Origin of the sequence: Arsenicicoccus sp. UBA6765 (assembly GCF_002453335.1) — a bacterium.
Classification (GTDB): domain Bacteria; phylum Actinomycetota; class Actinomycetes; order Actinomycetales; family Dermatophilaceae; genus Arsenicicoccus; species Arsenicicoccus bolidensis.
In genome coordinates this window covers 18,964-40,653 of record NZ_DKGR01000052.1, presented here as the reverse complement: position 1 = coordinate 40,653, position 21,690 = coordinate 18,964, and the positions used below count along the sequence as shown (strand labels likewise).

Genomic DNA, 21,690 nt, shown 5'->3' with positions numbered 1-21,690 from the left:
CCTGGCCGATGCAGGTCAGACGCCGAGGAGCCGTCGCACCACGGTGTCCGCCAGCAGGCGTCCGCGCAGCGTGAGCACCAGGTGGCGGTCCCGCAGCGCCGCTCCCCCGTCGACGAGGCTGTCGGCGATCAGTCCGGCCACGGCCTCCTGGCCGGTCTCGTCCAGGTCGTCGATCGGCAGCCCGTCCACGAGCCGTATGCCGAGCAGCACCCGCTCGTCGTACTGCTGCTCGGCGCTGAGGAGCTCGCGCGCCGCCGCCGGGGACTGGCCGCCGTTGAGGCGCGACGCATAGGCGCTCGGGTGCTTGACGTTCCACCAGCGGACGCCGCCGACGTGGCTGTGCGCGCCGGGGCCGGCGCCCCACCAGTCGCCGTCGCTCCAGTAGCCGATGTTGTGGCGGCACCGGTGCTCCTCGCCGCGGGCCCAGTTCGACACCTCGTACCACCCGTACCCCGCCGCCCGCAGGAGGCCGTCGGCCAGCTCGTACTTGTCGGCCTCGTCGTCGTCGCTCGGCAGCGCGACCTCGCCGCGCCGCACCTGGGCACCCATCTTGGTGCCCTCCTCCACGACCAGGGCGTAGGCCGAGACGTGGTCCGGCTCCAGCGCGATCGCGGTCTCGAGCGACGTGCGCCAGTCCTCGAGCGACTCGCCGGGGGTGCCGTAGATGAGGTCGAGCGAGACGTCGAGCCCGTGCGCGCGGGCGGCCTTGACCGCACGCTCCACGTTGAGGGGGTCGTGGGTGCGGTCGAGGGTGCGCAGGACGTGCGGGACGGCGGACTGCATGCCGAGGCTGACGCGCGAGAAGCCGCGAGCGGCGATCCAGTCCAGGTAGTGCTCGTCGACGGTGTCGGGGTTGGCCTCGGTCGTGATCTCGACGTCGCCGGTGTAGCCGAAGCGCTCGCCGATCCCCTCGACGATCCGGGCCAGGTCCTCGGCCGCGAGCATGGTCGGGGTGCCCCCGCCGACGAAGACCGTCTCGACGGCCGGCGCGTCCTCGCCCAGCACCCGCCCGGCGAGGTCCAGCTCCGCCAGGACGGTGTCGGCGTAGGATCCGACGCTCGCCCCCGGCGTGCCGAGCTCGGTCAGGGTGTAGGTGTTGAAGTCGCAGTAGCCGCAACGGACTCGGCAGAACGGCACATGCACGTAGATGCCGAACGGGCCTAGCCCCAGACGATCCAGCGCGGTGCTCGGGAGCGTTCCGTCGGAGGGGGCGGGCAGTCCTTCGGGCAGGGCGCTCGGCATACGGCCCATTGTGTATGACGACCGCGCCCGCCCCCGTCAGGCGACCGCCAGGTGGCGCGGCTGTGCCAGGCTCGACGCGTGGACCTCGACGGCGCATCCGCAGCGACAACCGTGCTCGACCTCCCCGTGCGGGGTCGGTGGCTCGTGCAGAACAGCCCGGCCGACCGGGTGCCGAGCCACGGGACCGAGACGTTCGGCTCGTCCCACGCGATCGACCTCGTCCCGGTCGACGCGCGCGGACGCTCGGGCCCGTGGAGCTGGGGCACGGCCCTGGCGACGGAGCGGCCCGAGGTCTTCCACGGGTTCGGCCCCGCCGTCATGGCCCCGGTCGACGGGACCGTCGTCGATGTGCACGACGGCGAACCCGACCACGAGGCGCGGCGATCACAGCTGCTGCTGGTGGGCTACCTGCTGACGCAGGGCCGGCGCGTGCGGGCGGGCGCCGCCGGGATCGCCGGCAACCACGTGGTGCTGTCGCTCGGCGACGGCGGCCCGGTCGTGCTCCTGGCGCACCTGCGGCGCGGGTCGATCCGGGTGGCGGTGGGTGACGCGGTGCGGGCCGGCGACGTGCTGGCGCAGTGCGGCAACTCCGGCAACAGCACCCAGCCACACCTGCACCTGCAGGTCAGCTCGTCGACGCGCTGGGAGCAGGCGAGGGGCCTGCCCATGGCCTTCCGCCACCCCGTCGGCGGTCGTCCGTGGCTGCCCCGCAACAGCGACATCATCGACGCCTGACCTCCCCCGTCCGTCGGACCGTGAGCGGGCACGAACGGCTCCTACCCCCTCACCGCGAGCAACCACCTGGCGCCACCGGTCAGGTGGCGAGGGTGACGCCGGCGAGGCAGACCAGCGCCACCGTCGCCGTCGACAGCGCCGCCAGGACGAACGGCCGGACGCCCACCTGGCGCACGAGGCCGAGCCGGACGCCGCAGCCGAGGGCGAACATCGCCGCCGTCAGCAGGACCGTCTGCAACTGGCGAGCACCGTCGAGCACGGGCGCCGGCAGTGGCAGGAAGGACCGCACGAGCACCATCGCCACGAACCCCAGGACGAACACCGGCACCAGCGGCGGCAGCCGTCCCCCGTCAGCGCGTCCGCCTGCGGCCGCCAGGGCCCGGCGTCGCCGCCAGGAGATGGTCGCCATGACGGGCGCGAGCATGAGCACGCGGGTGAGCTTGACGATGACGGCGGCCGCGAGCGCGCCTCCCCCGATAGCGCCGCCCGCCGCCACGACCTGGGCGACCTCGTGGATCGAGCCGCCGGCCCACAGACCCCCGGCATACGGGCCCATCCCGAGGGCCGTGACGACCAGCGGCGCGACGGGGATCATCAGGGTGCCGCAGACGACGACCAGGGCGACGGCGGTCGCGACGTCCTCCTCCTCGGCGTCCACGACCCCGTCGACGGCGGCCACGGCCGCGGCGCCGCAGATCGAGAAGCCGCAGGCCACCAGCAGGGTGAGGCCGGCGGGGACCCCCAGCAGGCGCCCGTAGGCCAGCGTCGACGCGATCCCCAGCCCCACCACGGCCACGACGACGGCGATCATCCCCCAGCCGAGCCCGAGGACCTGACCCAGGACGACCTGCAGCCCGAGCAGCACGATCCCGGCGCGCAGCAGCGGCTTGGCCGCGACAGCGAGGCCGGGCGCGAGCACGGCGGGCAGCGGCCAGGCATTGGCGAGCGCGGCGCCGAGCAGGATCGCGACGAGGAGCGGGGACACCACGGGCACGAGGTGGTTGACCAGCAAGGCGAGGACCACCGCGACGGCGCACAGGGCGAGCCCGGGCGCGGGGCCCGAGCGGAGGACACGGGGTGCGCGCCGGGCGGGGTGAGGGCGGCGCGCGTGTCGGGTGGGGATGACCGCAGGGGTGGCGCGGCCGGCAGCGGTGGTCATGCTGCCAGCCTGGCCGCGCGGACGGGTGAGCGGCAGACCCCAGTCCTGCACCCCGTCATATCAACGTGATATGACGGCAGGGTGATGCCCGACCTCAAGGCCCTGGAGCTGCTCGTCGCCGTGCACGACGAGGGCAGCCTCGGCGCCGGCGCCCGCGCGATCGGGATGGCCCAGCCCAACGCGTCGCGCCTGGTGGCGCGGCTCGAGCGCGACCTGCAGCAGCGGGTCGTCGTCCGCCGGCCGCAGGGTGCCCAGCTCACGCCCGTGGGGGTCATGCTCGTCGAGCATGCCCGCGAGATCCTCGCGTCCACGCGACGGCTCGAGCAGGCCATCGAGGCGCTGCAGGGCCAGAGCATCCCCGAGCTGCGCATCGCCGCGTCCCTGACCGTGGCCGAGCACCTGGCACCCACCTGGCTCACCGAGCTGCGACGTCACCACCCCAGGCTGCTGGCCGGCATGACGGTGGCCAACTCCACGGTGGTCATCGACCAGGTCCGCCGGGGCGTGGTCGAGCTGGGCTTCGTGGAAGGCCCGGAGCCGCCCCACGACCTGCCCAGCACCGTGGTGGCCCGGGACGAGCTCGCCCTCGTCATCGGCCTGGACCACCCGTGGATGGAGCGCACCTCCCCCGTCGGCGCCGTCGAGCTCGCGGGCACCCCGCTCGTCACCCGGGAGCGCGGCTCGGGCACCCGCGAGGCGCTCGGCGCGGCCCTCGCACCGCTGGAGCCCTGCCGCCCGGCCCTGGAGCTGTCCAGCAACGCCGCGGTCCGGGCCAGCGCCGTGACCGGCACCGCTCCCGCCGTCCTCAGCCTGCTGGCGGTCGCCGACGCCGTGCACGACGGTCACCTCGCGGTCGTGCCGACCGAGGGCTTCACCCTCGAGCGACAGCTCCGGGCCGTATGGCGCCGCGACCCCCTGCGAGGCGCCGCCGCCGACCTCGTGTCGATCGCCGCGCGGACCGGGCGCGCGCCACTCCCCTGAACCCACCCCGTCCCACCCTGACCTGGCCCGCCCCGCCCCGATCGCACCTGGCGCCGTCTCGTGGGCCTGAGGGTTCCGACCTCATCGCGCCTCGACCTGCGAGGCTGGGTCCATGGCGCACCCGAGCTCCGTCACCGTCCACATCACCAGCGACCCCGACGAGTTCCTCCGCGACGCCGGGGACTTCATGGAGTCCGAGCCGGTCATCCACTCGATCCTGGCGAGCAACGTGCTCATCGCGCGGCGCCACCCGGACCGGATCCCCGACCCGTGGTGGATCGAGCTGCGACGCGGCGGACGGATCGTCGGCGTGGCCATGCACACACCGCCCTACCCGCCGCACCTCCCGCTGTCCTCGCCGCTGCTGGCCGTCAGCGTCGCCCGTGAGCTCGCGGCGCGCGGACGTCCCGTGGACGGCGTCGGCGGCCTGCGCGAGGGGGCGTTCGCCTTCAGCGACTGGTGGTGCGCCGACCAGGACCTCGACGCCGACGTGGTGATGGACCTGGGGATGTACGACCTGCCCCGGCCGCCGCACCTGCCCTTCACCGTCCCGGGACGGCTGCGGCCCGCCATACCCGCCGATCTCGACCTGGTCCGCGGCTGGCTGCAGGACTTCCACCGCGAGGCCCACGGGCCGAGCGAGCCGCCACCCCCCGACCCCTCCCCGCACGTCCTCGAGGGACGCACGGCCCTGTGGGAGGTCGACGGGCGGCCGGTGTCCATGTGCTACGCGACCGAGCCGTCCGGTGGGGTCACCCGCATCAGCGGCGCCTGGACCCCGCCCGCGGACCGGGGCCACGGCTACGCGAGCGCCGTCGTCGCCGCCTGGTCGCGGCACCAGCAGGAGCACGGCCACCGCTGCATGCTGCTCACCGACCTGGCCAACCCCACCAGCAACGGGATCTACCAGGCGCTCGGCTACCGCCGGATCGGCGAGACCGTCACCCTCGCCTTCACGAGCGAGCGGTCCGGCTGAGGGTGGGCGCCGGCTCGCCGCGCGTGACACAGTGACCCTCATGCAGCGGGGTACGGCGAGGGGCATCACGGTGGCGCGGACCACCGCCGGTCGCGACTTCCAGCAGGTGTCGGCCCCTCGCGTCGCCGCCGCCCCCGTCATCCACTCGGTCGTCGCCACGACGCTCGCCCACGCGCTGGAGTCCCCCGCGGACTACCCCGGCTCCCAGTGGTACTGGGCCAAGCGGGACGGCCGCGTCACCGCCCTCGCGATGCACACCCCACCGCGCCCCTTCCACGTGGCGACGGTCGACACCCACGTCGCGCGAGCCATCGCCCGGCGCGTGCTGGCCGACGGGCTGCACGTCGAGCGCGTGGGCGGGCTGGTCACGGGCGCGCTGGCCTTCGCCGAGACGATCGCCTTCGAGTCCGGCGGTCACATCCGCGTGGTGCGGCGCGAGGGCATGCACGACCTCCCCCGCCCGCCGCGCCACCCCGAGGGCGTCCCGGGCGAGCTGCGGGCCGCGCGCGAGTCGGACATCCCGCTCCTCGACACCTGGGCGCGGGCCTACCTCGAGGAGACCGGGACCGAGGCGCCGCCGCGATTCCCGTTGCAGCAGTGGGTGTCCCGCGGCGACATGCGCGTCTGGGACGTCGACGGCGAGCCCGTCGCCATGACCCACGCGGCCCGCCCCCACGGCGGCGTCTCCCGCATCTCCTGGGTCTACGCCCCGCCCGAGCAGCGCGGCCACGCGTATGCCGCCGCCACCGTCGCCGCCGTCAGCGCCCTGCAGCGTCGCGCCGGCCACCGCTGCCTGCTCTACACCGACCTCGACTCCCCCGCGTCGAGCCGCCTCTACCAGCGAGTCGGCTATCGCCGCGTCGGCGACTCCTGCGTCCTGGCGCTCACCCAGGTCCGCTGACCGCCACCCCGCGCCCCGCCCTCGGCCCCGACCCGGCACCTGCGCCCCGGACCCGCGCCCCGGACCCGCGCCCCGGCCCGTGCCCCGGCCCGTGCCCCGTCCTCGGCCCTCGACGCGCGCCCCGACTCACGCCCAGACCGCGCCCCGACCCGACCCGACACGAAGTGACCTGCCGGGGCGCCGTGATCGATCAAACGTCCGTCACAGGCGCCAGGGCTGACCCGACGGGTCACCTTTGGTCGTGTCCCCCAGGCAGCGCACACCCTGCACCCCGCCGGCGGAGCGGTCAGCGGCGGCGATAGGTCAGGTCGTGGATCGAGCGGCCGGCGGCGATCCCCCGACGCTCGAAGCGGGTCATCGGCCGCACGTCGAACCGCTCGACGTCGCCACCCTCGAAGTCCGGGTGCGCGTCGAGCACCTCGCGCATCGACTCCGCGTAGTCGGACCAGTCCGTCGCGAGCCGCCACAGCCCGCCGGGCTCGAGGACCCGGGCCACCAGCGAGGCGAAGGCCGGCTGCACGATCCGCCGCTTGTGGTGCTTGGTCTTGGGCCAGGGGTCGGGGAAGAAGGTCCACACCTCGCGCACCGACCCCGCCGGCAGCAGCGTCTCGAACACCGGCACCGCGTCGGCCTCCATGAGCCGCACGTTGGTCAGCTCGCGCGACCCGACCTTGCGCAGCATGTCGTACAGCCCCGGTCTATAGACCTCCAGGGACAGCAGGTCGTGATCGGGGTATGCCGCCGCGCCGGCCACGGTGGCGTCGCCGGATCCCGCGCCGACCTCCACGACCAACGGGGCGACCCGGCCCCAGACGGTGGCGGGATCCAGGCGGGCGGCCGGGTCCACGTCGGTGCGCGCCGCATCGCGGGGCACCTCGATCAGGTAGGCGTCGCCATACCGCTCGAGGGCCCGGGCGTCCTTGTCCTGCAGCCGGGCGTCGGTCCGCGCGAAACTCACGATCCGACGAGCGCCCTTGTGCGGCAAGGGTTCTCCGAGTCCGACGGTGTAGGCGCGCTCCTCGGGGTCGCCCTCCTGCGGGAGCGGCTCGGTCACTTCTTGCCCTTGGCCTTGCCGTCCCCGCCGCCGTCGTTGGACAGCGCAGCGATGAAGGCCTCCTGGGGCACCTCGACGCGGCCGACCATCTTCATGCGCTTCTTGCCTTCCTTCTGCTTCTCGAGCAGCTTGCGCTTGCGGCTGATGTCACCGCCGTAGCACTTGGCCAGGACGTCCTTGCGGATGGCGCGGATGGTCTCGCGGGCGATGACGCGCGAGCCGATGGCGGCCTGGATCGGCACCTCGAACTGCTGCCGCGGGATCAGCTCGCGCAGCTTGCCGGCCATCATCACGCCGTAGGAGTAGGCGTTGTCCTTGTGCACGATCGAGCTGAACGCGTCGACCTGCTCGCCCTGCAGCAGGATGTCGACCTTGACCAGGTCGGCGAGCTGGTCGCCGTCGGGCTCGTAGTCCAGGGAGGCGTAGCCGCGGGTCTTGGACTTCAGCTGGTCGAAGAAGTCGAAGACGATCTCGGCGAGGGGCAGCGTGTAGCGCATCTCGACACGCTCCTCGGAGAGGTAGTCCATGCCGCGCAGGGTGCCGCGCTTGGACTGGCACAGCTCCATGATCGCGCCGATGAAGTCGCTCGGGGCGAGGATCGTGGCGCGCACGACGGGCTCGCGCACGTCGGCGATCTTGCCGTCGGGGAACTCGCTGGGGTTGGTTACCTCGACGAGCTTGCCGTCGTCCATCCTGACTTCGTACTCCACGTTGGGCAGCGTCGAGATCAGGTCCAGGCCGAACTCCCGCTCGAGCCGCTCGCGCACGATCTCGAGGTGCAGCATCCCGAGGAAGCCGACGCGGAAGCCGAAGCCCAGCGCCGCCGACGTCTCGGGCTCGTAGACCAGGGCGGCGTCGTTGAGCTTGAGCTTGTCGAGCGCGTCGCGCAGCAGCGGGTAGTCCGTGCCGTCGATCGGGTAGAGCCCGGAGAAGACCATCGGGCGCGGGTCACGGTAGCCGCCGAGGGCCTCGGAGGCCGGCTTGGCGAGGTTGGTGATGGTGTCACCGACGCGCGACTGGCGGACGTCCTTGACGCCGGTGATGAGGTAGCCGACCTCGCCGACGCCGAGACCATCCGAGGGCGCCGGCTCGGGCGAGATGACGCCGATCTCGAGCAGCTCGTGGGTGGCCCGCGTCGACATCATCTGGATCCGCTCGCGCGGGTTGAGGTTGCCGTCGATCACGCGGACATAGGTCACGACGCCGCGGTAGGTGTCGTAGACGGAGTCGAAGATCATCGCGCGGGCCGGCTTGTCCGCCTCACCCGTGGGGGCCGGGAGCTGGCGCACGATCTCGTCGAGCAGCTCCTCCACCCCCACGCCGGTCTTGCCCGACACCCGGAGCACCTCGGACTCGTCGCAGCCGATGAGGCCGGCGAGCTCCGCGGCGTACTTCTCCGGCTGCGCGGCGGGCAGGTCGATCTTGTTGAGCACCGGGATGATCGTGAGGTCGTTCTCCATCGCGAGATAGAGGTTGGCCAGCGTCTGCGCCTCGATGCCCTGCGCCGCGTCGACGAGCAGGACGGCACCCTCGCACGCGGCCAGGGAGCGGCTGACCTCGTAGGTGAAGTCGACGTGCCCCGGCGTGTCGATCATGTTGAGGCAGTAGGTCTCCAGCTCGCCCGCGGCATTCTCCAGGGACCAGGGCATCCGGACGGCCTGCGACTTGATGGTGATGCCACGCTCGCGCTCGATGTCCATCCGGTCGAGGTACTGCGCGCGCATCGCCCGCTCCTCGACCACGCCGGTCTTCTGCAGCATGCGGTCGGCCAGCGTCGACTTGCCGTGGTCGATGTGGGCGATGATGCAGAAGTTGCGGATCAGCTCCGGTGGCGTCGCGTGGGGCTTCAACGCGGTGGTGGCCATGGGAGACACGGGGCGACTACCTCAACTTGGGGTCCGGGGAGCACAGGGCACGGTCAGCGACCCAGTCTCCCACAGGTCGACCAGCCGGTATGCCGCCCTCCGCTACCGTCATGGGGTGTCACCGTCCCCCACCGCCGTCTTCCGCCGGCCCGGCTTCCCCCTCATGTATGCCGCCCTGTCGACGTCGGCGCTCGGCGACTCGGTCCTGCTGCTCGTCCTCGGCGTCTGGGCCAAGACCCTCACGGGCCAGAACGGCAGCGTCGGGATCGTCTACCTGTGCATGCTCGTGCCCGCGCTGGTCGCGCCCTTCCTCGGCGCCTGGGTGGACGGGTTCCGCCGCAAGCCCCTGCTGATCTGGACCAACGTCGCCTCGGCGCTGGCGGTGCTGCCGCTCACCGTCGTCGACGACGCCTCCGACATCTGGATCCTCTACGGCGTCGCCGTCCTCTACGGCCTGTCCTTCGTCATCGTGCCGGCGGGCGTCAACGGCCTGCTCAAGGAGCTCCTCGACGACGAGGCCCTGGTCGACGCCAACTCGGCGCTGGCCACCACCAAGGAGGCCTTCCGGCTGTTCGCCCCGCTCGCAGGGGCGGCGATGTTCGCGGCGTGGGGCGGCTGGACCGTGGCCGTCGTCGACGCCGTGTCCTTCCTGGTCGCGGCGGTCCTCATCGCGCGGATCCGGGTCGACGAGGCCGCCCCGCAGCGGCATACGGCCGGGCTGGTCGACGCCATGACCTCGGGGGTGCGGCTCCTGGTCGCCGACCGCGTCCTCAAGCACGTGCTGGTCGGGCTCGGCCTCACCCTGCTGGTCGTCGGGTTCACCGAGTCGGGGATCTACGCGGTGCTGGACGCGTTCGGCAAGCCCGCGACCTACGTGGCGATCGTGGTGATGGTGCAGGGCATCGGCGCGGTGCTCGGCGGGCTGGCCAGCAGCTGGTCGGTGCGGCACCTCGGCGAGGTCAGCACCATCGTCGTCTCCTGCGTGATCCTCGCGACCAGCATGGCCGTCGTGGCGCTCGCCGGCACGATCCCGGTGCTGCTGGCCGCCTCGGCGGTGTTCGGGTTCGGGCTGCCGCTGATGTTCGTGGCCTACACCACGCTGATCCAGCGACGCACCGAGCAGGCCGTGATGGCGCGCGTGACGATGGCCGCCGAGGTCGTCATGAGCGTCCCGCAGGCGGTGTCGCTGGCCGTCGGTGCGGTCGTGGTGTCGCTGGTGCCGTACCGATGGGCGTTCGGCGTGATCACGGTCGTGACGCTGCTGGGCGCCGCGCACGTCCTGTGGTGGCTGCGGGACCAGCTGCGCCCCGCCACGACGACGAGCACGACGCCTGCGAGCACGACGCCTGCGAGCACGACCCCTGAGAGCACGACCCCTGAGAGCACCGCCCCCGGCGGCCTTGCTCCGGTGTCGACCGACGGCGCTCCCGAGCTGCCGATCGACGAGGATGCCGCGCTGCTGACGGACCTCACCGACCAGCTCCCGGGCGCCGCCGGCACGTCAGCCGCCGGAGGAGTTCTCCTCCTTGGCGCGGATCAGGTCGAGCGCCACCACGGCCCCGACCACGGCGACCCGCAGGGTGACCGGCACCCCTGAGTTGAACGACACGACGTAGCGGTTGCGGCCCAGGAGCCCCGCGGCCAGGCCCGGCCACTGCCGCGACACCCGCGCGACCGAGCCGCCCGGACCCGCGATCTCGAAGTCGTAGTCGAAGAGCTGGCCCTGCACGTCGAGCCCCTCGCCGTTGACGAGCTGCAAGGTCAGGCGCTTGCGAAAGAACGTGAACTCCTTGACCAGCTGACCGATCTCGTAGCCCTGCCCGTCCTGGAGGGTGAACCGGTCGCGGCCCATCGTCATCACGTCGTCGAGCCGCACCAGCACGGACCCGTCGGTGTCGTGGACGGACAGCTTGCGGGAGCCGAGGAACATCCGCGACAACGCGGACCCCTCGGTGCGGATCTCGCCCACCTGGGCACCAGCCTGGTCCCGGATGGCGAAGTCGTTGCTCATGAAGCTGGTGACCTGGTCCATGACCAGCACGTCGGCGTGGAGGAGAGTCATGCCAGTCGGACTCCCCGCACCCTCGGTTCGTTCCCATCTGCCTTCGTCACAGCCGAGACCACGTCTCCGGCACGACCCGAGCCAGCTGTCCCTCGGCCGGTCGCCCCGACGGAGGAGCCACTCCACACCCTCGATGTCGTCCAGCAGGACCCTGACAGACCCTCTGATCAGGCGGTTCGTCGTTGGAGCAGGGCGCTCCAGGCGGTGACGGCGAGGCCCAGGACCGCCAGCACGACGCCGATCCGGCTCGGCCACGCGTAGCCCCAGCCCGCCGCGAGGACCAGCGACCCGAGCCAGGCCCCCAGGGCATTGGCGATGTTGAGGGTGGAGTGGTTGAGCGCAGCGGCCAGGGACTGGCCCTCGTGCGCCACGTCCATCAGGCGGGTCTGCAGCATCGGGACGAGCATGCTCGGGAGCATCCCCAGGGCATAGGTGGCCGCGAGCCCGACCACGGCATACGGCAGGAGCAGGGCGTAGACCGCGAGCAGGATCGCGATCAGCACCAGCAGCACCGCGATGCCGCGCAGGATGCCGTGCCGCGCCACCCGGCCCGCCAGCGCCGCACCGGTCGTGGAGCCGAGGCCGTAGAGGGAGAGGATCCACGGCACCGCGGCCGAGGACCAGCCGCCGAGCTCCTGCAGCGTGGGCGAGATGTAGGCGTAGGTCGAGAACATGCCGCCGAACCCCACGGTCCCGATCAGCAGGGCCAGCCACACCTGAGGGCGGCGCAGCGCCGTGAACTCGCGCCGCACGGACGCGGTCGGGTTGGCGGGCTGGTGCGGCACGAGCGTCGACACGGCAGCCATCGTGACCAGGCCGAGGACCCCGACGACCGCGTAGGACTGCTGCCACCCGAGCGCCTGGCCCAGCCAGGTCGCGGCAGGCACGCCGACGATGTTGGCGACGGTCAGACCCATGAGGACGTTGGAGACGGCCTGCGTGCGACGACGGTCGTCCACCAGGGAGGCGGCGACCAGCGACGCGATCCCGAAGTAGGCGCCGTGCGGCAGCCCGGCCACGAACCGGACCAGCATCAGCGGCCAGTAGCTCGTCACCAGCAGGCTCGCCAGGTGCGCCACGGCGAACAGGGCCATCAGGGCCACCAGCACCCGCCGGCGCGGCAGGCGCGATCCCAGCACCGCCAGCGTCGGCGCGCCGACCACGACGCCCAGGGCATAGGCCGACACCAGGTGCCCGGCGGTCGGGATGTCGACGCCGATCCCGCGCGCCACCTCGGGCAGCATGCCCATCGACGCGAACTCCGTGGTCCCGATGGCGAATCCGCCCACGGCGAGAGCGAGGATCGCCAGCCCCGCGTGACGGCGGGACGCCTCCTGGTGGCGGTCGGCGAGGGGGCTGGCGGGCGGCATACGGGTGCTCCTGGACGTCGACGAGGGTGGGGGTGCGGCTCGGCGACCTCGGCAAGCGCTAACGTCCCACTATGGCATCACTCGGCAGGAGGATCGCCCGCGCTCTCGCGGGTGCCGTCGTCGACGCGGCCCGTCGCGCGGGCCGGCAGGAGCGTGGACGGTCGGGTCGGGAGCGCCACTCGCCCGGGCCGGCCCGTGAGCCGGTGACGAGCCCGTATGCCGGGGACTACGACGGGGTGCCGGACCTGACCTATGCTCCCGTGACCGACGACCTCCCCGACCCGGGCGAGGTCGTGTGGGCGTGGGTGCCCTACGAGGAGGACCACGCGCGGGGCAAGGACCGCCCGGTGCTGGTGGTGGGGCGGCACGGTGCGCTGCTGCTCGCGCTCCCCCTCACGAGCAAGGACCACGACCGCGACGCGGAGCAGGAGGCCTCGCTGGGGCGCCACTGGTGCGACATCGGCTCGGGCGCCTGGGACTCGCGCGGCCGCCCGAGCGAGGTGCGCGTCGACCGGGTGCTGCAGCTGGACCCGACGACGGTGCGCCGGATCGGGGCGACGCTGTCGCGGGAACGGTTCGACGAGGTGGCCGCGGCCGTCCGCGCCCGCCGCCCCTGACCCGCCCGCGCTGGCTCCGCCGGCGAGCGCGTCTCACCCTGCAGCACGAGACGGGGTCGGCACCCCGAGACCCCGCCCCCTCTGACTCGCCGCCGCAGATGCCTCACCCTGCAGCACGAGACGGGGTCGGCACCCCGAGACCCCGCGCTGCGTCATACGCACCCCAGGCATGCCGAAGGGCCGTCACCCGAAGGTGACGGCCCTTGCGAAGGCTGGGTGTCGCAGGCTCAGCCGAGCTTGCTGACGGCCTTGGCCATGGCCGACTTCTTGTTAGCGGCCTGGTTCTTGTGGATCACGCCCTTGCTGACGGCCTTGTCCAGCTTGCGGGAGGCGTCGCGCAGGGCGACGGCGCTCTCCTCGGCGTTGCCGGACTCCACCGCAGCGCGGAACTTGCGGATGAAGGTGCGCAGCTCGGACTTGTACGCCTTGTTGCGCTCCGTCCGAGCGTGGTTGGTCTTGATCCGCTTGATCTGGGACTTGATGTTTGCCACGAGAATCCTTCTGTGTGTCAGGTCGATCATTGCCGTTGAGGGCGGCAGCCGTCCTCGGGACCGGGCGTGGGGCACCCGTGGGATGAGGAGTGGCTGGGTGGTGCTGCGTTGCGCGCACGACCTAGGCGCGCACGCAGAGTCCAACGTTACCAGAGTTCGGGGCGTCTCCTGGCCGCTCGGCGGCGGGCGGACTACGGTCGAACCATGGCCACCGTAGCCCTCTTCCCCAGCGTCCTCGGCGTCCGCGCCGGCATCTACGACTTCGCCGACCGGCTGCGTGCCGTCGGGCACGACGTGCGCATCCTCGACTACCTCGACGGCCGCACCTTCGAGACCTACGAGGAGGGGATGAAGGCGGCGCAGGAGCACGACGACAAGGTCGTCCTCGGCCACGCCCTCAAGCTCGCCAAGGACGACGTCCCGCCGGGCATGGTGGTGGCCGGCTTCTCGATGGGCGCGGGCATGGCGGAGCACGTCGCCCTGCAGATGCAGGCTCGCGGCGCGATCCTCGTCGGGGGTGCGGCCGCCACGAAGTGGTTCGGCGACAAGACCTGGCCCGCGGACTGCCCCGTGCAGGTGCACCACAAGGCGGAGGACCCCTTCTACGAGCCCGACGAGGCGGAGGAGGCTCTGGCGTCCCTGCGGGCGGGCGGCGCGCAGGTCGAGGACTTCGCCTACGAGGGCGCCGGGCACCTGTTCAACGACCAGGGCCTGCCGGACGAGTACGACGCCGCCGCCACCGAGCTCATGATGCAGCGGGTCATCGACTTCCTGGAGGAGGTCGACTGAGCCTGGCCGTATGCCGGGAAGCCCGCCTCAGCGGCCGCCGTGACGCTCCCGGGCGATGGTGAGGATCGCCCGCTCCACGGCATACACCGGGTCGCGACCGCCACCCTTGACGTCGTAGTCCGCCTGCGCCACCGCCTGGATGCACCGGCCCAGCGCCTCGGCCTCCCACCCCGACAGCTCGCGGCGAGCCTTGTCGACCTGCCAGGGCGCCATGCCGAGCGAGCTCGCCAGCTGTCCCGACGGGCCCCGCCCGGCCGAGCCGACCTTGACGAGCTGGCGCAGCTTCATCGCGAGCACGGCGACGATCGGCACGGGGTTGTCGCCCCCCGCGATGGCGTGCCGCAGCAGGCGTAGCGACTCGGCGGCGTTGCCCGCGATGGCCGCGTCGGCCACCCGGAAGCCCGTCGCCTCCACCCGCCCCGCGTAGTAGGTCGAGACCACGCCCTCGTCGATGGTCCCGGTGGTGTCCTGCACGAGCTGGGAGCAGGCGGACTCGAGCTCGCGCACGTCCTTTCCGACGGCCTCGACGAGCGCGCGCACCGCATCCGGGGTCGCCTTGCGGCGTGCGGTGCGGAACTCGTTGGTGACGAAGCTCGCCTTGTCGGCGTCGGACTTGATGGCCGGGCAGTCGATCACCCGGGCACCGGCCTTCTTGATCGCGTCGAGGACCTTCTTGCCGCGGTTGCCGGCCTTGTGCGTCACGATCAGCCAGACGTCGTCGGCCGGCGCCGCCCCGAGGTAGGCGAGCAGGTCGGTCTGCAGCTCGTCGGTCGCCTCGTCCAGGTCGCGCACGACGATGGCCTTGGCGTTGCCGAACAATGACGGGCTGGCGTGCATGGCGATCTCGCCGCCCTCGTAGGCCGAGCCCTGCAGCGGGACGGTCTCGAGGTCGGGGTGCAGCCCCTTGATCTCGGCGACGGTCGAGCGCAGCGCCCGGTCGGCGAGCACCCCCTCGGGCCCGGCGACGAGGACGAGCGGCGGGATGCGCGAGGCGGGGGCTGCGGTCACGGCATACAGCCTCCCACGGCCCACCGACAGACCCTCCGACGCGCGACGGTCTCGCGCTCCGACCTCGCCTCGCCGTCTCGCCCCGTCGTCTCGCCCTGCCGAACGCGTCTCGCCCTGCAGCATGAGACGGCCTCGCCACCAGCGCGCAGCCTCACCCCGCCGAACGCGTCTCGCCCTGCAGCATGAGACGGCCTCGCCACGGGGCTGGGTCAGGTGCCGCGCACTGCCGCGCGGCGCAGCGAGGGTCACGCGTCGAAGGTGAAGCCGCTCTGGGGCTGCAGGGAGAGCTTGAGCGCCGCGAGCCGCGCCTCGACCACCTCGGGATCCAGCTCGAAGTGATCGGCGAGCTCGTCCAGGGAGAGGCCGGCGTCGACGCCCTCGCGCAGCTCGGTGTCCTCGTCGTCGGTCCACGGGTGGCCGCTCGTGACGGCGGTGCGGGTGGAGGGCGGCGCGGGGTGGGGCTCGGTGGCGGAGGGTCGCGGCGTGGCCGAGACGGCGTCCTCGGTGACCTCGCCCGTCAGGGAGCGCAGCGCCGGCTCGTGCACCGGGGTGACGGGCGCGGCGGTCTCGTCGAGGCGTCGCAGGGCGTTGAGGACGAGCTCACGGTCGGTGGTGGGCCAGAACGGCGGCAACGACCGCTGCAGGAACCCGGCGTAGCGCGCGGTGATCATGCGCGAGTCGAGGAAGGCCACGACCCCGCGGTCGTCGCCACGCCGGATCAGCCGGCCGGCACCCTGGGCGAGGCGCAGCGCGGCGTGGGTCGCCGAGACGGCCATGAAGCCGTTGCCGCCCATGCGCCCGATCGCCTGGGTGCGGGCAGACGCCAGCGGGTCGTCGGGGCGCGGGAACGGGATGCGGTCGATGATCACGACCTGGCAGGCCGTGCCGGGCACGTCGACGCCCTGCCAGAGCGTCATGGTGCCGAACAGCGCGACGCGTGGCTCGCGCGCGAACTGCCGCACGAGAGTCGTGGTCTGGTCCTCGCCCTGGCACAGGACCTCGATGTCGGTGCCGTCCGCCGCGAACCGCTCGCGCAGCGCCTCGGTCGCCGCCTGCGCGGCCCGCATGGACGAGAACAGCCCGAGCGCCCGGCCACCCGAGGCCCGCACGAGCGCCTCGATCTCGTCGAGGGTCTGGTCCGCCGTGCCGTCCCGCCCGGGCGGGGGCAGGTGCTTGGCGACATACGCGATCGCCTGCTTGGGGTAGTCGAAGGGAGAGCCGACGTCGAGGCCGGTGTAGCCGGGCGCGCCGTCGCCGCGCAGGCCCAGCGTCCCCGCGACCGCGTCGAACGTGCCGCCGAGCTCCAGGGTCGCGGAGGTCATCACGACGGTCCGCTCGCCGAACAGCTTGTCCCGCAGCAGCATCGCCACGCTCATGGGCGCGACGCGCAGCACTCCCCCGCGCCGCGGGTCCTTGGACAGCCACACGACGTCGAGCTCGCGCCCCTCGAGGATCCGCTCGGCGGTGTCGAAGGTCTCGTCGACGGCGGCCTGGGCCACCTTGCGGGCACCGGCGTCCGGACCGTCCTCCTGACCCTTGTCAGGCTTGAGCTCCGTCAGCACCGAGCGGGCGGTGTCTCGCACGCGGGACAGCGCCTGGATCAACGACTGCGGCGGATCCGTCAGACGCCCCTCCTCGAGCGACTCGACGACCTCGCTCAGGATGTCGCCGGCCTCCGCGAGCGCCGAGGCGTCGGCGAGCTTGCCGCAGCGGCGGGAGGCCGCGGCGATCATGCCGGCGCTCAGCTCGTCGGTGACCGTCGCCGTGACGCGGTCCACGAGCTCGTGCGCCTCGTCGACGACCAGGACGTCGTGCTCGGGCAGCATCATCCGCCCCTCGAAGGCGTCGATCGCCATGAAGGAGTGGTTGGTCACGACCACGTCGACGTCCTTGGCGGCCTCGCGCGCCCGCTCCACGAAGCACTCCGCACGCTGGGGGCACTTGGTGCCGAGGCACTCCTGCGCACTCACGCTGACCTGGCGCCACGCCCGCTCGCTGACGCCGGGCACCAGCTCGTCGCGGTCGCCGGAGACGGTGTGCTCGGCCCAGCTGCGCAGCCGCAGGACCTCCTGCCCGAGGCGTCCGACGCCCGCGTCGACGGCGCCGACACCGAGCAGGGAGTCCGCGTCGTCGTCCGGCATACCGCCGTCGAGCTTGTGCAGGCAGACATAGTTGCGACGGCCCTTGACCAGCGCGTATGACGGCCGCCTGCCCGCCAGCGGGGTGACCGCCTGGGCGAGGCGGGGCAGGTCGCGGTCGACGATCTGGGCCTGCAGGGCCAGCGTCGCGGTGGCGACCACGACCGGCTTGTCGCTGCTCAGGGCGTGCAGCAGGCTCGGCACGAGATAGGCCAGGGACTTGCCGGTGCCCGTGCCGGCCTGGACCAGCAGGTGCTCGTCCCGGTCGATCGCGTCGGACACGGCCTGCGCCATCCGCACCTGGCCGGGGCGGGTGCTGCCACCGACCCCTCCGACGGCAGCGTCGAGGTAGCGATCAAGGTCTGGGTGCGGCACGCCGCAACCCTATGGCACCGGTGTGACAGACCCCCGCCACGCGTTGGCGCGCCGGGGCCGCGCGGCGTCGATATGCTGGCCGCAGCCCGCTCCCCTCGTCCCCTCGAAGGTGCCCCTCGTGCGTGACATCGTGGTCTTCTCCGGCAGCGCCCACCCCGAGCTCGCCCGACGGATCTGCGACGAGCTGGGGGTCCCGTTGTCGGGGGTCGACATCGTCCGGTTCAGCAACGACTGCCTGCAGGTGCAGCTGCTGGAGAACTGCCGGCAGAAGGACGTCTACCTCATCCAGCCGTTGGTGCCGCCGACCCAGGAGCACCTCTTCGAGCTGCTGCTGATGATCGACGCGGCCCGCGGCGCCTCCGCCGCCTCGATCACCGCCGTCATGCCCCACTTCGCCTACGCCCGGTCGGACAAGAAGGACGCCTCGCGCATCTCCTTCGGCGGCCGCATGGTGGCCGACCTGATCCAGACGGCCGGCGCCCACCGCGTCCTCACCATGACCTTGCACGCGCCGCAGGTGCACGGCTTCTTCTCGGTGCCGGTCGACCACCTGACGGCGACCGGTGTGCTGGCCGACCACTTCCGCGAGCGGGACCTGAGCAACCACGTCGTGGTCTCCCCCGACTTCGGCAACGCCAAGACCGCCTCCCTGCTAGCGCGGCTGCTGGGACTGCCCGTCGCGGCCGGGTCCAAGCAGCGCAAGGGCGACGACAAGGTCGAGATCGACATGATCGTCGGTGACGTCGACGGCAAGACGGCGATCGTCCTCGATGACGAGATCGCGACCGGCGGGTCCATCGTCGAGCTGCTCGACAAGCTGCAGGAGGTCGGGTGCCAGCAGGCGGCCGTGGCCTGCACCCACGGACTGTTCACCGGCAGGGCCGTCGAGCGGCTGCGGGGCCACCCGATGATCAGCGAGGTCGTCACCACCGACACCGTGCCGTCGCCGCAGGGCTGGCCGGAGCTCAAGGTCTGCTCGACGGCTGACCTGTTCGCCGAGGCCATCGCCCGCATCCACGCGGGGGCCTCGATCTCGAGCCTGTTCGACGGGGTCGACCCGGCGTACGCCCCGCCCCAGATGAGGCTCGACTTCTCCTGACAGCCGGCCTCCTGACGCTGGCTGTCTGGCTCGTGTCCTGGTGACGCGGCCCACGACCGACACGTACCGTGACCCTGGGGGTGGCCTGAGACCGATCAGGCCGCAGGATCGGTGGGGGCATCAATGAGCGAGAGCGTCTGGACAGAGCTGTCCGAGTCCGACGTGGACGACGGGGTGCTGCCACGGTTCCGGCGGGTGACATCGACGCGACCCGACGCCGTCGCCGTGTCCGACGAGGACACGTCCCTGACCTACGGCCAGGTCGCTGCGAGGGCGGCCGGCGTCCTGCGCGGGATCCGCCAGGCGCTCGACGCGCTCGACCCGCCCCCGGCACGTCACGGCGAGGACGCCTTCGGCGCCGCCGCGACCGTCGCCATGTGCTGCGACCACACCGTCGATGCCGTGGTGACGCTGCTGGCCGTGGTCGCCTCGGGGCACCCGGTGCTCGTGCTGGACCCCCGCACGCCCGGCCCCCGCCAGGCCCAGCTGGTCGAGCGCGCCGGTGCACGACTGCTCGTCACCGACCCGGCCAACGAGCGACTCGCGTCCGAGCTGCACGTCGTCCCCCTCTCGGTCCGCGGCCTCGAACCCGCCGATCCCCAGATCCTGTGGGGTGACCCACCGTCACCGACCTCCGTAGCAGCCCTCGCCTTCACGTCCGGGTCCACGGGCACGCCCAAGCCCGTCGCCAACGACCACCGCCTGCTCGTCCGCGACGCCTGGAACAGCTCGATCGCCACCGGCTGCTACTCCTCGGCCGACACCATCGCGCACACCCTGCCCATCGCCTTCCACGCCGGCCTGACCACGACCCTGCACGGCCTGCTCGTCGGAGCGCGGATGCGGTTGTACGACGCCCGCAGCCGCGGGATCGCCGGTCTGCCCGCCGTCATCGCCGAGCACGGCTGCACGCTCATGATCACCAGCCCCGCGATCCTGCGCGGCTTCGTCGCCACCGCGCCCGACCCGGCGATGCTCGCGACGCTGCGCAGCCTCACGGTGGCCGGCGAGGCGTCATACGGCCGGGACGTCGAGGCGGTGCGCCCGCTGCTGCCGGCCGGCTGCCTCGTGCGCAACCGCTACGGCTCGTCGGAGACGGGCCTGATCGCCGAGTACGTCGTCGGCCCCGAGCACCCGCCCCTGGACGGCCCGCTCCCGGCCGGCCGCGGGGTCGGCCGGACCGTGCTGAGCGTCATGGACGAGCACGGCACCCCGGCGGCACCCTGGGCCACGGGTCGGCTCGTCGTCACGGCGCCGCAGGTCGCGACCGGCTACTGGCAGCTCCCCGAGGCCACGGCCGAGGCCTTCGCGGACCTCGCGGACGGCACGCGCCGCTACCGCACCAGCGACCTCGGCCGCGTCCTGCCCGACGGCGCGATCCAGATCGTGGGGCGGGCCGACCACAGCGTCAAGGTGCGCGGCTACCTCGTCGACCCCGGCGAGGTGGACGCCGCGCTGTTCACGCTCGACGACGTCCGTGAGGCCGTCGTGGTCAGCGGCCCGCGCCCGGGCGACGGTCGGACCAGGCTGGTGGCGTATGTCGTCCACCGCCGTCTCCCGGCGCCCCCGACCGGTGCCGGGCTCCCCGGCGCGGAGCTGCCCGACCCGGGGCTCGAGGCGGCGTGGCGGCAGGCCCTGCGCGGGCAGCTGCCGGCCCACATGATCCCCGAGGCCTTCGTGCTCGTTGGCGCGCTGCCCCGCAACGACCGCGGCAAGATCGACCGCGCCGCCCTGCCCGAGGCACCGGAGCGGGAGCTGTCCGGGGCCCACACCTCCCGCTGGGAGGCGCTGGTCGCCGAGCAGTGGGCGGCCGCGCTGGAGCATGACGGCCCGTTGCGGCCCGACTCCGACTTCTTCGCCCTGGGCGGGGACTCGCTGGCCGCCGAGGCGCTCATGGCGCGGCTGGTGTCCGAGCTCGGCGTCGACCCCGACCGGGCCCGCACCACCGTCCTCGCGCAGGCTCCCGTGCTCGCCGACTTCGCCGAGGCGGTCCGCGGCACGGGGGCCGGTCCCGACCACTGCCTGGTCCCACTCGTGACCGGAGCGGGCGCCGGCCCCGCCGGTGCGGCTGAGGGTGCCGAGGCCGCGGCAAACGACGCCGGGTGCCGGCCTGCTGAGCGTCCGGTGTTCCTCCTCGCCGGCGCGGGAGGCATCGGCATCGCGCTGCGACCCATCGCCCTGCGACTCGGCGGGCGGCCGGCATACGCGCTCCAGAATCCCGTGCTCGAGGCCCGTGGCCTGCCCGACCTGACCCTGCGCCGCCTCGCCCGGCGCTACGTCAAGGTCGTGCGGCGGGTGCAGCCCGAGGGGCCCTACCTGCTGGCGGGGCACAGCTTCGGCGGGCTCGTGGCCTTCGAGATGTGCCACCAGCTGCGCTCCGTCGGGCAGGACGCCCGGCTGGCGATCATCGACTCCTTCCCGCCCGAGCCGTCGCTGCACCCCGAGCCCGAGGAAGGCACCTCGCCCCCGGCGCGCGCCCGCTCGCTGGTCCGCCTCGTCCGCGCCTCGCTGCGCGACACCACCGGGGCCACGGACGCGTGGCGGTTCTTCCTGCAGTCCGACGCGCTTGCGCGCGCCTATCGCTCCCAGCCGTGGCCCGGCGAGACCCTCGTGCTCGTGGCGCAGTCCCCCGAGAAGGACGCCCGCTCCCGGTGGGCCCCGCACCTCATCGGCCCGCACCACCAGGTCGAGATCAGCGGTGACCACTTCACGCTGCTGCGCGAGCCCTGGGCCGAGGAGGTCGCGGCGCACCTGCGGACCTTCTTCGGCGAACCGGCCGCGTCGACCTGACGTCTGCTGTCGCCCGCAAAGCAGTCGCCCGCAAACCA

At 73.0% G+C, this 21,690-nt stretch carries 18 protein-coding genes; 9 read left to right on the top strand and 9 right to left on the bottom strand.

Annotated features, from left to right (window positions below):
* Positions 1-15 precede the first annotated feature (15 nt).
* Positions 16-1,242 (bottom strand): radical SAM family heme chaperone HemW, encoded by a 1,227-nt coding sequence (hemW, locus tag B4K29_RS13660; RefSeq protein ID WP_029212680.1) that lies wholly within the window; start codon positions 1,240-1,242, stop codon positions 16-18.
* A 78-nt stretch (positions 1,243-1,320) separates the two neighbouring features.
* Here hemW and B4K29_RS13655 point away from each other — a divergent pair, with 78 nt between their 5' ends.
* Entirely contained in the window at positions 1,321-1,977 is a 657-nt protein-coding gene (locus B4K29_RS13655) for a M23 family metallopeptidase (protein ID WP_286967731.1), read from the top strand.
* 79 nt (positions 1,978-2,056) lie between these two features.
* On the opposite strand, the gene B4K29_RS13650 is transcribed toward B4K29_RS13655, so the two are convergent.
* Complete coding sequence (locus B4K29_RS13650) at positions 2,057-3,136, bottom strand: YeiH family protein (RefSeq protein ID WP_286967729.1); 1,080 nt, start codon at positions 3,134-3,136, stop codon at positions 2,057-2,059.
* An 84-nt stretch (positions 3,137-3,220) separates the two neighbouring features.
* Here B4K29_RS13650 and B4K29_RS13645 point away from each other — a divergent pair, with 84 nt between their 5' ends.
* The 3 genes from B4K29_RS13645 to B4K29_RS13635 all read left to right on the top strand — a co-directional run bounded on the left by B4K29_RS13645 (position 3,221) and on the right by B4K29_RS13635 (position 5,994).
* Positions 3,221-4,117: a LysR family transcriptional regulator gene (locus tag B4K29_RS13645; protein ID WP_286967727.1), complete on the top strand. Its 897-nt coding sequence runs from the start codon at positions 3,221-3,223 to the stop codon at positions 4,115-4,117.
* A gap of 112 nt (positions 4,118-4,229) precedes the next feature.
* Positions 4,230-5,093 carry a GNAT family N-acetyltransferase gene (locus tag B4K29_RS13640; RefSeq protein WP_286967725.1) on the top strand — a complete coding sequence of 288 codons (864 nt, stop codon included), beginning with the start codon at positions 4,230-4,232 and terminating at the stop codon, positions 5,091-5,093.
* A 40-nt stretch (positions 5,094-5,133) separates the two neighbouring features.
* A complete protein-coding gene (locus tag B4K29_RS13635) occupies positions 5,134-5,994 on the top strand; it encodes a GNAT family N-acetyltransferase (RefSeq protein WP_286967724.1) in 861 nt (286 codons plus the stop codon).
* A gap of 286 nt (positions 5,995-6,280) precedes the next feature.
* Here B4K29_RS13635 and trmB read toward each other — a convergent pair whose 3' ends face one another.
* Both trmB and lepA read right to left on the bottom strand, forming a co-directional pair.
* Entirely contained in the window at positions 6,281-7,048 is a 768-nt protein-coding gene (trmB, locus tag B4K29_RS13630; protein WP_286967722.1) for a tRNA (guanosine(46)-N7)-methyltransferase TrmB, read from the bottom strand.
* Positions 7,045-8,913, bottom strand: coding sequence for a translation elongation factor 4 (gene lepA / locus B4K29_RS13625; protein ID WP_239264536.1), 1,869 nt, complete (start codon positions 8,911-8,913; stop codon positions 7,045-7,047). Before lepA ends, trmB begins: the two co-directional genes overlap by 4 nt.
* A 115-nt stretch (positions 8,914-9,028) precedes the next feature.
* Between lepA and B4K29_RS13620 the strand changes: the two genes are divergently transcribed.
* Positions 9,029-10,510 (top strand): MFS transporter, encoded by a 1,482-nt coding sequence (locus B4K29_RS13620; protein WP_286967720.1) that lies wholly within the window; start codon positions 9,029-9,031, stop codon positions 10,508-10,510.
* Here B4K29_RS13620 and B4K29_RS13615 read toward each other — a convergent pair.
* Together B4K29_RS13615 and B4K29_RS13610 are read right to left on the bottom strand one after the other, a co-directional pair.
* Positions 10,415-10,975 (bottom strand): LURP-one-related/scramblase family protein, encoded by a 561-nt coding sequence (locus B4K29_RS13615; protein ID WP_029212671.1) that lies wholly within the window; start codon positions 10,973-10,975, stop codon positions 10,415-10,417. The genes B4K29_RS13620 and B4K29_RS13615 overlap by 96 nt on opposite strands.
* Positions 10,976-11,142: 167 nt before the next feature.
* Positions 11,143-12,345 carry an MFS transporter gene (locus B4K29_RS13610; RefSeq protein ID WP_019284603.1) on the bottom strand — a complete coding sequence of 401 codons (1,203 nt, stop codon included), beginning with the start codon at positions 12,343-12,345 and terminating at the stop codon, positions 11,143-11,145.
* Between the two features lie 71 nt (positions 12,346-12,416).
* Between B4K29_RS13610 and B4K29_RS13605 the strand changes: the two genes are divergently transcribed.
* Positions 12,417-12,962: a type II toxin-antitoxin system PemK/MazF family toxin gene (locus B4K29_RS13605; protein WP_239264542.1), complete on the top strand. Its 546-nt coding sequence runs from the start codon at positions 12,417-12,419 to the stop codon at positions 12,960-12,962.
* 227 nt (positions 12,963-13,189) lie between these two features.
* Here B4K29_RS13605 and rpsT read toward each other — a convergent pair whose 3' ends face one another.
* Positions 13,190-13,453, bottom strand: a complete 264-nt coding sequence (gene rpsT, locus B4K29_RS13600) for a 30S ribosomal protein S20 (protein WP_019284601.1) — start codon at positions 13,451-13,453, stop codon at positions 13,190-13,192.
* Between the two features lie 204 nt (positions 13,454-13,657).
* Between rpsT and B4K29_RS13595 the strand changes: the two genes are divergently transcribed.
* Positions 13,658-14,242, top strand: a complete 585-nt coding sequence (locus B4K29_RS13595; RefSeq protein ID WP_029212717.1) for a dienelactone hydrolase family protein — start codon at positions 13,658-13,660, stop codon at positions 14,240-14,242.
* 27 nt (positions 14,243-14,269) lie between these two features.
* Here the strand turns inward: B4K29_RS13595 and holA are convergent, their stop codons facing one another.
* Entirely contained in the window at positions 14,270-15,250 is a 981-nt protein-coding gene (holA, locus tag B4K29_RS13590) for a DNA polymerase III subunit delta (protein ID WP_239264544.1), read from the bottom strand.
* A gap of 245 nt (positions 15,251-15,495) precedes the next feature.
* On the bottom strand, positions 15,496-17,763 hold the full coding sequence (locus B4K29_RS13585) for an ATP-dependent DNA helicase (protein ID WP_286967717.1): 2,268 nt from the start codon (positions 17,761-17,763) through the stop codon (positions 15,496-15,498).
* A gap of 118 nt (positions 17,764-17,881) precedes the next feature.
* On the opposite strand from B4K29_RS13585, the gene B4K29_RS13580 reads away from it, so the two are divergent.
* Positions 17,882-18,862, top strand: a complete 981-nt coding sequence (locus B4K29_RS13580) for a ribose-phosphate diphosphokinase (RefSeq protein ID WP_286960381.1) — start codon at positions 17,882-17,884, stop codon at positions 18,860-18,862.
* Positions 18,863-18,985: 123 nt separating this feature from the next.
* The gene (locus tag B4K29_RS13575; protein WP_286967715.1) at positions 18,986-21,652 is read left to right on the top strand and encodes an AMP-binding protein; all 2,667 of its coding nucleotides are present in this window, start codon (positions 18,986-18,988) and stop codon (positions 21,650-21,652) included.
* Positions 21,653-21,690 lie beyond the last annotated feature (38 nt).